General features: G+C 71.4%; 11 protein-coding genes and 1 pseudogene. 4 read left to right on the forward strand and 8 right to left on the reverse strand.

Annotation, left to right across the window (positions count from 1 at the left end):
• Both V7793_RS23975 and V7793_RS23980 read right to left on the reverse strand, forming a co-directional pair.
• A partial coding sequence (locus V7793_RS23975; RefSeq protein ID WP_336009771.1) for a P1 family peptidase occupies positions 1-360 on the reverse strand: 360 nt, incomplete at its 3' end.
• A gap of 13 nt (positions 361-373) precedes the next feature.
• Positions 374-1,585 (reverse strand): low temperature requirement protein A, encoded by a 1,212-nt coding sequence (locus V7793_RS23980; protein ID WP_336009772.1) that lies wholly within the window; start codon positions 1,583-1,585, stop codon positions 374-376.
• A gap of 187 nt (positions 1,586-1,772) precedes the next feature.
• Here V7793_RS23980 and V7793_RS23985 point away from each other — a divergent pair, with 187 nt between their 5' ends.
• The gene (locus tag V7793_RS23985) at positions 1,773-2,000 is read left to right on the forward strand and encodes a hypothetical protein (protein WP_336009774.1); all 228 of its coding nucleotides are present in this window, start codon (positions 1,773-1,775) and stop codon (positions 1,998-2,000) included.
• A gap of 21 nt (positions 2,001-2,021) precedes the next feature.
• Here V7793_RS23985 and mscL read toward each other — a convergent pair whose 3' ends face one another.
• The 5 genes from mscL to V7793_RS24010 form a co-directional block, all read right to left on the reverse strand.
• The gene (gene mscL / locus V7793_RS23990) at positions 2,022-2,492 is read right to left on the reverse strand and encodes a large conductance mechanosensitive channel protein MscL (protein ID WP_336009775.1); all 471 of its coding nucleotides are present in this window, start codon (positions 2,490-2,492) and stop codon (positions 2,022-2,024) included.
• Between the two features lie 108 nt (positions 2,493-2,600).
• Positions 2,601-3,452, reverse strand: a complete 852-nt coding sequence (locus tag V7793_RS23995; RefSeq protein WP_336009777.1) for an S-methyl-5'-thioadenosine phosphorylase — start codon at positions 3,450-3,452, stop codon at positions 2,601-2,603.
• A 92-nt stretch (positions 3,453-3,544) separates the two neighbouring features.
• Positions 3,545-3,865: an FmdB family zinc ribbon protein gene (locus V7793_RS24000; protein WP_336009779.1), complete on the reverse strand. Its 321-nt coding sequence runs from the start codon at positions 3,863-3,865 to the stop codon at positions 3,545-3,547.
• 66 nt (positions 3,866-3,931) lie between these two features.
• Entirely contained in the window at positions 3,932-5,203 is a 1,272-nt protein-coding gene (locus V7793_RS24005; RefSeq protein WP_336009780.1) for an MFS transporter, read from the reverse strand.
• Positions 5,204-5,417: 214 nt separating this feature from the next.
• Entirely contained in the window at positions 5,418-6,938 is a 1,521-nt protein-coding gene (locus V7793_RS24010) for a potassium/proton antiporter (protein ID WP_443057980.1), read from the reverse strand.
• Between the two features lie 298 nt (positions 6,939-7,236).
• On the opposite strand from V7793_RS24010, the gene V7793_RS24015 reads away from it, so the two are divergent.
• On the forward strand, positions 7,237-10,098 hold the full coding sequence (locus tag V7793_RS24015; protein WP_336009781.1) for a penicillin acylase family protein: 2,862 nt from the start codon (positions 7,237-7,239) through the stop codon (positions 10,096-10,098).
• A gap of 121 nt (positions 10,099-10,219) precedes the next feature.
• Here V7793_RS24015 and V7793_RS24020 read toward each other — a convergent pair whose 3' ends face one another.
• Positions 10,220-10,861 (reverse strand): 5-formyltetrahydrofolate cyclo-ligase, encoded by a 642-nt coding sequence (locus V7793_RS24020; RefSeq protein WP_336009783.1) that lies wholly within the window; start codon positions 10,859-10,861, stop codon positions 10,220-10,222.
• A gap of 51 nt (positions 10,862-10,912) precedes the next feature.
• Between V7793_RS24020 and galU the strand changes: the two genes are divergently transcribed.
• Together galU and V7793_RS24030 are read left to right on the forward strand one after the other, a co-directional pair.
• Positions 10,913-11,815 (forward strand): UTP--glucose-1-phosphate uridylyltransferase GalU, encoded by a 903-nt coding sequence (galU, locus tag V7793_RS24025; protein WP_058046690.1) that lies wholly within the window; start codon positions 10,913-10,915, stop codon positions 11,813-11,815.
• Between the two features lie 70 nt (positions 11,816-11,885).
• A pseudogene (locus V7793_RS24030) lies at positions 11,886-12,279 on the forward strand (gephyrin-like molybdotransferase Glp); the annotation flags it as partial.

Here is a 12,279-nt window from a genome sequence, read left to right on the forward strand (position 1 = left end):
GGCGGCGGCGGGGACGACCGGGACGACCTGCGCGGGGTCGGGGCCGACCCGGAAGCCGCGGCCGGAGTCCTCCAGCCAGGCCATCACTCCGGACGCGGCGTCCAGCCCGAAGGCGCTGCCGCCGGTGAGGACGACGGCCTCCACGCGCTGGACGAGGTTGCGCGGGTCGAGGGCGTCGGTCTCGCGGGTGCCGGGGCCGCCGCCGCGGACGTCCACGGCGGCCACGGCGCCGCCTTCCGCGGTGAGGACGACGGTGGTGCCGGTGAGCGCGCCGGGGCCGGTACGGTTCGCGTGTCCCACACGGATGCCGGGGACGTCGGTGAGCGCGTCCATGGCCCCGGGGGCGGGTGCGTTCGTCATACAGCCATGCGTATCACGCCTGGGCGAGCGGCGGGTTCCTTGTGGACAACCAGACTCCCGTCACCACCGTCGCCGACGCCACCAGCCCTGCCAGCAGCACCGCGTTGCCGCCCGCGAACGTGCAGGCCAGGACGGCCAGTGCGGACACCGGGAGCACCAACTGCTGGGCCGGGCCCCGCTTGTAGTGGCGGGAGTGGACCAGCCAGACCGAGAACAGGAACAGCGCCCCGGGGACCGTCACCGTGCTCGACGCCGCGAACGTGGAGACGTGCGCCTTGCCGACGGCCTGCTCGATCGCCACCTCGATGCCCGCCCCGATCGCGGCCGCCGCCCCGAAGACGAGGTAGTGGCCGTAGCCCCACAGGAACGCCTGCCGGTTGGAGGCCAGGTGCAGGTGGATGGGGACGGCGAAGTAGATCCAGAACGCGGCGAAGATCAGCAGCAGGCCGCCCGCCGCCATCGGCAGCAGCTCGTCGAGCGCCTCGCTCTCCTCCAGCGCCGACTGCACGGCGACCGTGGCCGCCGAGACCGTCTCGCCCAGCACGATGATGGTGAACAGGCCGTACCGCTCGGCGATGTGGTGCGGGTGCCAGGCCGTCTCCCGCGTCATCTCGGCGAGGGTCGGGACCGCCATCTCCAGGAGGGCCATCACCAGGAACACCCACGGCTTGACGCGGTCCGGCAGGAACAGCAGCCCCAGCCAGCCCACCTGGCACAGGCACACCCCGGCCGCGTACTTCAGCGCCGTCCGCCGCTCCGCACCCGTCGTGGAGAACGCGGCCCGCAGCCACTGCGAGACCAGCGCCAGCCGCATCACCAGGTAGCCGAACCACACCACCGCGAAGTTGTTGTCGTCGAACGCCCGCGGGATACCCGCCGACAGGATCAGCACCCCGGCGATCTGGACCAGCGTCACCACCCGGTACAGGACGTCGTCCGTGTCGTACGCGGACGCGAACCAGGTGAAGTTCATCCACGCCCACCAGATGGTGAAGAACATCATCAGGTAGCCGAGCACGCCGTGCGCCGCGTGCCCCTCGGCCAGCGCGTGCACGAGCTCCCGCCCCGCGACGGCCACCGCCACGACGAAGCACAGGTCGAAGAAGAGCTCCAGTGGCGTGGCCGCCCGGTGCTCCTCCTCGCGCCCGCGGCCCGCCATCCGGCGCAGTACGGGGGAGTGCGGCGGTCCGCCGTCCGGCAGGGGGCGGGGCGCGTCCTCGCTCATGGGGCGATTCTCACCGGCTGCGGTTCCGCTCGCGCGGCGGGACCGTACGTACGGAGTAGGGGGACGTACGGAGTAGGGGGCTCGGCACCGCCGGTCCGCTGCGCCGTGGTTTCCCGCCGTCGCTGCGGAGGAAGCGTGCCCGCCGCGGGCGCGGCGGGCGGCGTCCCCCGCCCCGTACCCTGGGGATATGAGTGACACCGCCCCCGAGACCGGCCCCGAGGCCACTGCCGGAGCCGCTCCGGCGCCCGCGCCGCGGCCGCGCAACCCCGCAGCCGCCGCCCTGATCTTCGACGACCCGCTGTCGCAGCAGTCCTCGGACGACACCGACCGCGGCTGGGGCGAGCGGCCGGCCGGCGGCGGCTCCGCCGCGGACCTGGCCCGCTTCCTGGACGAGAAGCCGCCGCACCACATCTGAGGACGCGGGCCCCGCCGGCGGCTACCTCTGCGCCGGCACCGTCTCCGAGCCCGGCTCGCGCCGCTGCTCCACGAGCGCGTCGCGGATCTGCTTGAGCAGCTCCAGCTCGGTCTCCTTGGCCGGCGCCGCGGGCGTACGGGCCGCCTGGCGGTCCTGCCAGCGCTTCATCGGCAGCAGCATCAGGAAGTAGACGACCGCGGCCGTGATCAGGAACGTGAGGGTCGCGCTGAGCACCGAGCCCCACTGGATGAAGACGCCCTTGGTGACCTCGCCGGCCGCGTTCTTGACGCAGGGGCCCTTCAGGCAGGACGCGTAGTGATCGAGGTCCTTCGTGCCGAAGGCCCCCACCACCGGGTTGATCACGCCCTTGACCACCGAGTTCACGATGTTCGTGAACGCTGCGCCGATGACGACGGCGACGGCGAGGTCTATGACGTTGCCCCGCATGAGGAACGCCTTGAATCCGCCGAGGACCCCGGTCTTGGTCGTCACTGCTGAGCCTTTCTTCCTGCCGTTGTTTCTACCCGGATACCCCGGATACCCCGGATGCCCCGGATGTTCCGGAGTGAAGGATTCCATACCGGGCCGGGGCTTGGGATATCAAGGCAGTTCGATACCCAGGTCCCAGCCCCGGTGCACGTCCGCGCACAGGCAGTTGCGCTCCTTGGTCTCCGGCAGGGCCGTGACTGCCGCGAAGAGCACCTCGCGCAGCCGTCCCACGTTCTCCCCGAAGACCCGCATGACCTCGTCGTGCGAGACGCCCTGACCCGTCTCGGCGCCCGCGTCCAGGTCCGTGACCAGTGCCATCGAGGTGTAGCAGAGCTCCAGCTCGCGGGCGAGCACGGCCTCGGGGTGCCCGGTCATGCCGACGACCGTCCAGCCCTGGGCGGCGTGCCAGCGCGACTCGGCCCGGGTGGAGAAGCGCGGCCCCTCTATGACGACCATCGTGCCGCCGTCCACCACCGGCTCCCAGCCGTGCCCGCGCGCCACCGCGACCGCCACTGCGCGCCCGGTGGGGCAGTAGGGGTCGGCGAAGGAGGTGTGGACGACGTTGGGCACCCGGCCGTCGGGCAGCATCTCGCCGTCGAAGTAGCTCTGCGCGCGTGCCTTCGTGCGGTCCACGAGCTGGTCGGGGACGACCAGCGTGCCCGGTCCGTACTGCGGATGCAGACCGCCGACCGCGCACGGGGCGAGGACCTGCCGCACGCCGAGCGAGCGCAGGGCCCACAGGTTGGCCCGGTAGTTGATGCGGTGGGGCGGCAGGTGGTGGCCGCGGCCGTGGCGGGGGAGGAAGGCGACCTTCCGCCCGGCGAGCTCGCCGACGAAGAGGGAGTCGCTCGGCGACCCGTACGGCGTCATGACCGTGACCTCGGTCACATCCTCCAGGAAGGAGTAGAAACCGGACCCGCCGATGACGCCTATATCCGCACGCGCACTGTGCATGTCGACCATGAGGATCACCCTAACGGCGCGTCAGGGCATGCCACAGAGCCCTTCGCCTCCTGCGGGGAGGCGAAGGGCTCTGCGGGAAGAACTGCGACCGGTCAGGCGGCCGACGTGCCGGTGGCGGCCTTGGTCGACGAGGACGCCGAGGAGGCCGGGGACTTCGTGTCCGAGCTCTTCGAGGCGGACGACGAGGTCGTGGCCGAGGTCGTCGAGGGCTTCGCGGGCGAGCTGCTGGACGACGAGCCGCGGCTGTCGTTCCGGTAGAAGCCGGAGCCCTTGAAGACGATGCCGACCGCGGAGAAGACCTTCTTCAGGCGCCCCTGGCAGCCGGGGCACTCGGTCAAGGCGTCATCGGTGAACTTCTGCACCGCCTCGAGGCCCTCGCCGCACTCGGTGCACTGGTACTGGTAAGTCGGCACTTGCTCCTCCTGGCACTCTCACTCGTTGAGTGCTAACGACGATCCATACTGCAGTATTCCTGTCCGTCAGTCCACCGGGACGGGCTCACGGTGACCGACCCCACGTGCCGCGACCACCGACTCCGAGCGCGGGGTCAGCGCCTTCCGCAGGAGCAGCAGGACCAGCAGCGCGACCGCCGTACCGCCCAGCGGCACCAGGAAACCGGCGCTCGCGTCGTGGGCGTCGATCAGCCGCCCGCCCACGGTCGCGCCGGCCGCCTGGCCGAGGCCGACGGCGCCGGTCAGCCAGGTGAACGCCTCGGTGCGGGCGCCCGCCGGGACCAGCTTCTCCACCAGCGTGTAGCCGGTGATCAGCGAGGGGGCGATGCACAGACCCACCAGCATGCCGAGGGCGCCGAGCAGGACCATGTGGTGCGCGGCCCACAGCGGGGTCGTGGCCAGCACCAGCAGCGGGTAGGCCAGCAGCAGGCGGCGCTGCGGGCTCGTCTTCCAGGCGATGACGCCGCAGGCGATGCCCGCGATCATGTTTCCGGCCGCGAAGGCGCCGTACATCAGACCGTTCAGGCCCGGGTCGCCCATCTCCTTGGTGAAGGCGGTCATCGACACCTGCATGCCGCCGAAGACGGTGCCGATGCCCAGCATGACGATCGCCAGCACCCGCACGCCCGGCACGGACAGCGCGGACACGCGCTTGCCGGCCTCGGCGGCGCCGGCCGCCGCGCGGCTCGGCTGCGGCTGCGTGCGCCGCTGCGAGGCGAACAGCAGACCGCCGGCCAGGGTGAGCACGGCCTCCGCGACCAGACCGGCGGCCGGGTGGACGCCGGTGCACAGCGCCGTGGCCAGCACCGGGCCGATCACGAAGGTGAACTCGTCGGTGACGGACTCGAAGGCCGCCGCCGTGGACATCAGCGGCGAGCCGTCGAGCTTGCTCGCCCAGCGCGCCCGCACCATCGGGCCGATCTGCGGGGTCGACGCACCGGCCGGAACGGCCGCCGCGAGCAGCGCCCACAGGGGCGCGTCCGACAGCGCGAGCACCGTCAGCAGCGAGATCGCCGCGGCGTGCACGACGACGCCGGGGATCAGAACCGCGGCCTGCCCGAAGCGGTCCGCGAGCTTGCCGCCCTGCGGAGCGAACAGGGCCATGGCCACGCCCGCCGTCGCCGAGACGGTGCCCGCGGTGCCGTACGAGCCGGTGGTGTCGTTGACCAGCAGCAGGATGCCGATGGTCAGCATGGCGAACGGCTGCCGGGCCAGGAAGCCCGGCAGCAGGAACGTCCACGCACCGGGGGTGCGCAGGAGCTGCCCGTATCCGGGCCGTTCGTTGACCGTGGATGCCACGGCCCAGGCCTTTCCGCCGCCTGGTAGCGCGCCACCGGACGGCAAGCCGCCACGGAGCGCGCCGAGAGCTGTCCTCTCGCGCAGGACCGTGGTAGATGCCTTCCGGCCGCCTCGTGCGACCGCGGCCGCCGTGCGGTCGCGCCAGCCCTGCATCAGGCAGAGTTGGTTCGGTGTGTATCTAGGGAAAACTCCCGCTGGGAGCGGGAGTGAATGATTACTTCCTCTTTATCATACGGGGACCCTTGGATATGCCTATGGCCTTCGTCACAGAGGGGTCCGCGGACGCCTCCCGGGGGTTGCCCGTCGCGCCCAGCCAGCCCGCCAGCTTGCCGCCCTCGCCGACCGCCCGCAGCCGTTTCTCGGTCGCGTCGCGCACCGGGTCGGTGGCCACGACGAGCAGCTCGTCGAGGCGGCGCAGCACGGTCGCGGGCTGGGGCACGAAGCTCTTGCCGTCCCGGACGACCAGGGTGACCGCGGCGCCGGGCGGCAGCCGCAGCTCGGAGACCTCCACGCCGTGCATCCGCGAGCCCTCGGGGATGGCGACGGACAGCAGGTGGCCGCGCAGCCGCTCCAGCGGCGCCGACTCGATGCCGAGGTCCTCCGGCTCGTTCTCGCCGAGGCGCAGGCGGCGCGCCAGCCAGGGCAGCGTCGGGCCCTGGACCAGGGTGTAGACGATCACCAGCACGAAGACGATGTTGAAGATCGTGCGGCTGTCCTCCACCCCGGCCACCATCGGGATGGTGGCCAGGACGATGGGCACGGCCCCGCGCAGCCCGGCCCAGGACAGCAGGACCTTCTCCTGCCAGGGGGTCCGGAAGGGCGCCGTGCTCAGGAAGACGGACACCGGCCGCGCGACCATGGTCAGGACCAGGCCCACGACCAGCGCGGGGATGATGTCGTCGCCCAGCTCGTGCGGGGTGACCAGCAGGCCGAGCAGGACGAACATGCCGATCTGGGCGATCCAGCCGAGCCCCTCGGCGAAGCCCCGGGTGGCCGGCCAGTGCGGCAGTTTGGCGTTGCCGAGGATCAGCGCCGCGAGGTAGACGGCAAGGAAGCCGGACCCGTGCGCGAGGGCGCCGCCCGCGTAGGCGGCGGTGGCGATGGCCATCACGGCGATGGGGTAGAGGCCGGAGGCGGGCAGCGCCACGTGCCGCAGGCCGTACGCGCCGAGCATGCCGAAGGCGATGCCGACGGCGGCGCCGATCGCCAGCTCCAGGGCGATCTTCCCGAGCAGCAGGTACCAGTGCTCGACGGGGCCGGCCGCCGAGAAGGCGACGACGAGGATGACGACGGGGGCGTCGTTGAAGCCGGACTCGGCCTCCAGGACACCGGTGAGCCGGGACGGCAGGGGCACGTTGCGCAGGACGGAGAAGACGGCCGCCGCGTCCGTCGAGGACACCACCGCACCGATGATCAGGGCCTGCCGCCAGTCGACGCCCGCCAGGTAGTGCGCGGCCGCGGCGGTCAGCCCGACGCTCACCGCGACGCCGAAGGTCGAGAGCACGGCGGCCGCGGGCAGTGCCGGTTTGATTTCGTGCCACTTCGTGCCGAGACCGCCCTCGGCGAGGATGACGACCAGGGCGGCGTAGCCGATCACCTGGGTCAGGCCCACGTCGTTGAAGGAGACGCCGATGCCGTCCTGGCCGATGGCTACCCCGATGCCGAGGTAGATGAGCAGGCTCGGCAGCCCGCTGCGCGAAGAGATGCGCACCGCCGCCACCGCGACGAGCAGCACGAGGGAGCAGATCAGCAGGAGTTCGTTGAGGTGGTGGACAGTCAGGGGCCGGTCCCTTCACGAGCGTCTTGCGACGAGTGTCTTGCCACGGACGACGGCCGGAACGTTCCTCCGGCCGAGGGGAACTTCATTTCCTCATCTAATATTTTACGGGTTCTTGACGCCTGCCCGCCTCGCGAGGGTGCCGGGAGGGACCGATCTCACTGCACGGTCCGGCATCCGCGTCCGGGCGCTCACCGCCCTGCGCCTATGGTTGCTTCCAGCACTCCAGGACCACCCTGCCCCTCTAAGGACAGCGATGCCCGCCAACAAGACCGGCCCTTCCGGCAAGAAAAAGAAGGGGCGACGTGCCCGCCTGCTCGTGATCACCGTCGTGCTGCTGCTCGTCGCGGGCATCGGCTTCGGCGCGTACTGGAGCGTCAGCACCGTGCGCGCCTCCTTCCCGGAGACCAGCGGCACCCTGCAGCTCAAGGGTCTGGGCGGGCAGGTGAAGGTCGCGCGTGACGACCACGGCATTCCGCAGATCTACGCGGACAGCGCCGAGGACCTCTTCCGCGCCCAGGGCTTCGTCCAGGCGCAGGACCGGTTCTGGGAGATGGACGTCCGGCGCCATCTGACGGCGGGCCGCCTGTCCGAGATGTTCGGTGACGGCCAGGTCGAGACCGACGCCTTCATCCGCACCATGGGCTGGCGCAAGGTCGCGCAGGAGGAGTACGACACCAAGCTGTCGGCGACCACCAAGAAGTACCTCCAGGCGTACTCCGACGGCGTCAACGCCTACCTCAAGGACCATCAGGGCAAGTCGCTCTCCGTCGAGTACGCGGCCCTGGAGTTCGAGAACGACTACAAGCCGGAGAAGTGGACCCCGGTCGACTCGGTCGCCTGGCTCAAGGCCATGGCCTGGGACCTGCGCGGCAACCTGCAGAGCGAGATCGACCGCTCCCTCGCCTCGACGCGGCTGAGCCCCCAGCAGATCGAGCAGCTGTACCCGGCGTACCCGTACGGCCGGAACAAGCCGGTCGTCGAGGGCGGCGCCGTCGACCCAGCCACCAAGGAGTTCGACCCGAAGGCCACGCCGGCGGAGGGTCAGACCGGACAGCCGGGCCAGACGGGGCAGACCGGTCAGAACGGCCGCAACGGACAGCCCGGCGGTACGGGCACGGCGGGCACGCCGGGCGCGAATGGCACCCCCGGCACCCAGAACAACAACGGCACCCCGGCCACCGGCGGCGGCGCCGGCGCGGCCGGCGGACTGCGCTCCGGCCTGACCGCCCTGTCCGGCACCCTGGACAAGATCCCGGCGCTGCTCGGCCCGTCCGGCAACGGCATCGGCTCCAACTCGTGGGTCGTCTCCGGCCAGTACACGACGACCGGCAAGCCGCTGCTCGCCAACGACCCGCACCTCGCCCCGCAGCTGCCCTCGCTCTGGTACCAGATGGGCCTGCACTGCACCAAGACGTCCGCGGCCTGCCCGTTCGACGTGGCCGGCTACACCTTCGCCGGCATGCCCGGCGTGGTCATCGGCCATAACCAGGACATCGCCTGGGGCATGACCAACCTCGGCGCGGACGTGACCGACCTCTACCTGGAGAAGGTCACCTCCGGCAGCTACCTCTACGACAACAAGCAGGTCCCCTTCGCCACCCGCAAGGAGACCATCAAGGTGGCCGGCGGCAGCGACCGCACCATCACCGTCCGCTCCACCCGGAACGGCCCCGTCGTCTCCGACCGCAACAGCGAGCTCGGCAAGGTCGGCCAGGACGCCCCCGTCAAGGACCCGGCGCCCGACCGCGCCGAGGGCTACGCCGTCGCGCTGCGCTGGACCGCGCTCGACGCCGGCCGGACGATGGACGCCCTCATGGACCTCAACCGCGCCACCGACTTCGCGTCGTTCCGCAAGGCCGCGGCCGGCTTCGAGGTCCCCTCGCAGAACCTGATCTACGCCGACACCAAGGGCAACATCGGCTACCAGGCCCCGGGCCGCATCCCCGTCCGCAAGGGCGACGGCCGCATGCCCGCGCCCGGCTGGGACCCCGCCTACCAGTGGACCGGCTTCCTCAAGCCGGGCGAGCTGCCGTGGGAGCTCAACCCCAAGCGCGGCTACATCGTCACCGCCAACCAGGCCGTCACCGACAAGAAGTACCCCTACGCCCTCACCGGCGACTGGGGCTACGGCGCCCGCAGCCAGCGGATCAACGACCTCATCCAGTCGAAGATCAAGGACGGCGGCAAGATCTCGACCGATGACATGCAGAAGATGCAGATGGATAACAGCAGCGAGATCGCCAAGCTGCTGACGCCCTACCTGCTGAAGATCGACATCAAGGCCGAGAACGAGCGCGAGACGAAGTACGTCCGCGAGGCCCAGAAGCTCCTCCAAGGCTGGGACTACACCCAGGAGGCCGACTCGGCCGCCGCCGCCTACTTCAACGCCGTCTGGCGCAACACCCTCAAGCTCGCCTTCGGCAACAAGCTCCCCAAGGAGCTGCGCGTCAAGGGCCAGTGCCTGCGGGTCCGCCCGGCCAACGACGCCGGCCCCCAGGAGGACCTCGACGGCAACACCCGCCTGGTCCGCGAGTGCGGCGAGCGCGAGCCCGACTCGGCGCAGCCCGACGGCGGCGACCGCTGGTTCGAGGTCGTCCGCGGCATCCTCGACAAGCCGAACGACGACTGGTGGAAGACCGGCGGCCGCGCCGGCGCCGGCAACCGCGACGAGCTGCTCGCCCGCGCCATGAAGGACGCCCGCTGGGAGCTGACCTCCAAGCTCGGCAAGGACGTCAACTCCTGGAGCTGGGGCCGCCTCCACCAGCTGAACCTGAAGAACCAGACCCTCGGCAAGGAGGGCCCCGGCATCGTCCGCTGGATGCTCAACCGCGGCCCGTGGAACCTCGCCGGCGGCGAGGCCGCGGTCAACGCGGCCGGCTGGAACGCGGCCGGCGGCTACGACGTGATCTGGGTCCCGTCCATGCGGATGGTCGTCAACCTCGCCGACCTCGACAAGTCCCGGTGGATCAACCTCACGGGCGCGTCCGGTCACGCGTACAACGCGCACTACTACGACCAGACGGACAAGTGGGCCAAGGGCGAGCTCCTGCCGTGGGCGTTCTCCGCGGACGCGGTGAAGAAGGGGACGGACGCCGAGCTGACCCTCAAGCCGTAGGGTTCCCGGGGCTCCGCCCCGGACCCCGGTCCTCAAACGCCGGACGGGCTGATTTTTGCTGGGCTTCAGCGAAAGTCGGCCCGTCCTGGCGTGTCCGGGGGCCCGGGGGCGGAGCCCCCGGTTACGGGAAGGGGCGGGGTGGGGAAGAGAAGCGCCGCAGGCCGGCGGGGGTGACCACCGCGTCCACAGGGCCGTCGTGCGGCTCCGCCGGAACCTCGGGGATCACCTCGCTGTCGTACAGCAGGACGACCCGCGACGGAGCCGCCCCCGCCCGCTCCAGCCGGGCCAGGACCCGGTCGTAGGACCCCCCGCCGCGCCCCAGCCGCATCCCCCGCCCGTCCACCGCCAGCCCCGGCAGCAGCACCGCGTCCGCAGCCGTCACGGCCTCCGGCCCCAGCCGGGGCCCGTCCGGTTCCAGGAGGCCGCGCCCGGCCCGGACGAGACGGTCCGGGCCCTCGTAGACGGCCCAGTCGAGGTCGTTGTCCTCCAGGAGGACCGGGAGCAGCACCCGTACCCCCCGGCGGCGGAGCGCTTCAAGGAGCGCGCGGGTGCCCGGTTCGCGCCCCACGGAGACGTACGCGGCGACCGTTCCGGCCTCCGCGAGCTCGGGGAGATCAAGGGCCCGGCGGGCCAGCGCGGCCCCCGCTTCCGCCACGTCATCCGAGGTCAACCCGGATCTCACCGCCAGGAGACCGCGCCGCAACCCTGCCTTGCTACCGTCGTACTTGATCACTGTGCGTACAAACTCCTTGCCTGGGGGCATACTCGGTGGAGCCTCGTCCTCCGCACAATTTCAACGGATAGTGTTCGGCCCATGACTCACTCGCGTCCTCGGATCAGCAAGGCTGTCATCCCGGCAGCCGGTCTCGGCACCCGATTTCTGCCTGCCACCAAGGCCACGCCCAAGGAAATGCTGCCTGTCGTGGACAAGCCGGCGATTCAGTACGTGGTGGAGGAGGCCGTCCTCGCCGGTCTCTCGGACGTCCTCATGATCACAGGGCGTAACAAGCGCCCGCTCGAGGACCACTTCGACCGGAACTACGAGCTGGAAGAGGCGCTGCGCCGCAAGGGGGACGAGTCCCGGCTCGCGCGCGTGCAGGAGTCCAGCGACCTGGCGACCATGCACTACGTCCGCCAGGGCGACCCCCGGGGCCTGGGCCACGCCGTCCTGTGCGCCGCCCCGCACGTCGGCAACGAGCCCTTCGCCGTCCTCCTCGGCGACGACCTCATCGACATCCGGGACCCGCTGCTGTCCCACATGGTCGCGATCCAGCGCAAGCACGGCGGCAGCGTGATCGCCCTGATGGAGGTCGACCCCGCCCAGGTCGGGATGTACGGCTGTGCGGCCGTGAAGCCCACCGACACCGACGGTGTGGTGCAGGTCACGGGCCTGGTCGAGAAGCCGGACCCCTCCGAGGCGCCCAGCAACTACGCGGTGATCGGCCGCTACGTCCTCGACCCGGCCGTCTTCGACGTGCTGCGCGAGACCCCGCCCGGCCGCGGCGGCGAGATCCAGCTCACCGACGCCCTGCAGGCCCTCGCGGCCGAGCCCGGCCTCGGCGGGCCCGTGCACGGCGTGATCTTCAAGGGCCGCCGCTACGACACGGGTGACCGCGGGGACTACCTGCGCGCCATTGTCAGACTGGCCTGCGAGCGTGAGGATCTAGGACCGGACTTCCGCGCCTGGCTCCGCCGTTACGTCACCGAGGAGATGTAGCACCTTGAGCAGTACCGCCGCCGACACGGCCACCGACCCCGTCCCCGCCGCGACGGACGACCCGGACCGCCTGTGGACGGTGGAGGAGCACCTCGCCGACGTCCTGGGGAAGATCCGGCCCCTGGAGCCGATCGAGCTGCAGCTGCCGGACGCCCAGGGCTGCGTCCTGGTCGAGGACGTCACCGTCCCCGCCGCCCTCCCGCCCTTCGACAACAGCTCCATGGACGGCTATGCGGTCCGCACGGCCGACGTCGAGGGCGCGACGGAGGAGTTCCCCGCGGTCCTCGCCGTCGTCGGCGACATCGCGGCGGGCAGCGGCGGCGCGTCCGTGACGGTGGGCCCCGGCGAGGCCGCCCGGATCATGACCGGCGCCCCGCTGCCGGCCGGCGCCGAGGCCGTCGTCCCCGTGGAGTGGACCGACGGCGGGGCGGGCGCGGGTCCCGCCATCGCCATGGACGCCCACA

Source organism: Streptomyces sp. KLMMK, assembly GCF_036961605.1.
GTDB classification, from domain to species: Bacteria; Actinomycetota; Actinomycetes; order Streptomycetales; family Streptomycetaceae; genus Streptomyces; species Streptomyces telluris.

Bases quoted from the DNA above. Each gene is read 5' to 3' on its own strand.
- galU (WP_058046690.1), top strand. From the start codon at position 10,913: ATGACTCACTCGCGTCCTCGGATCAGCAAGGCTGTCATCCCGGCAGCC.
- V7793_RS24020 (WP_336009783.1), bottom strand. From the start codon at position 10,861: ATGCCCCCAGGCAAGGAGTTTGTACGCACAGTGATCAAGTACGACGGT.
- V7793_RS23980 (WP_336009772.1), bottom strand. From the start codon at position 1,585: ATGAGCGAGGACGCGCCCCGCCCCCTGCCGGACGGCGGACCGCCGCAC.
- V7793_RS23995 (WP_336009777.1), bottom strand. From the start codon at position 3,452: ATGGTCGACATGCACAGTGCGCGTGCGGATATAGGCGTCATCGGCGGG.
- V7793_RS23985 (WP_336009774.1), top strand. From the start codon at position 1,773: ATGAGTGACACCGCCCCCGAGACCGGCCCCGAGGCCACTGCCGGAGCC.
- V7793_RS24015 (WP_336009781.1), top strand. From the start codon at position 7,237: ATGCCCGCCAACAAGACCGGCCCTTCCGGCAAGAAAAAGAAGGGGCGA.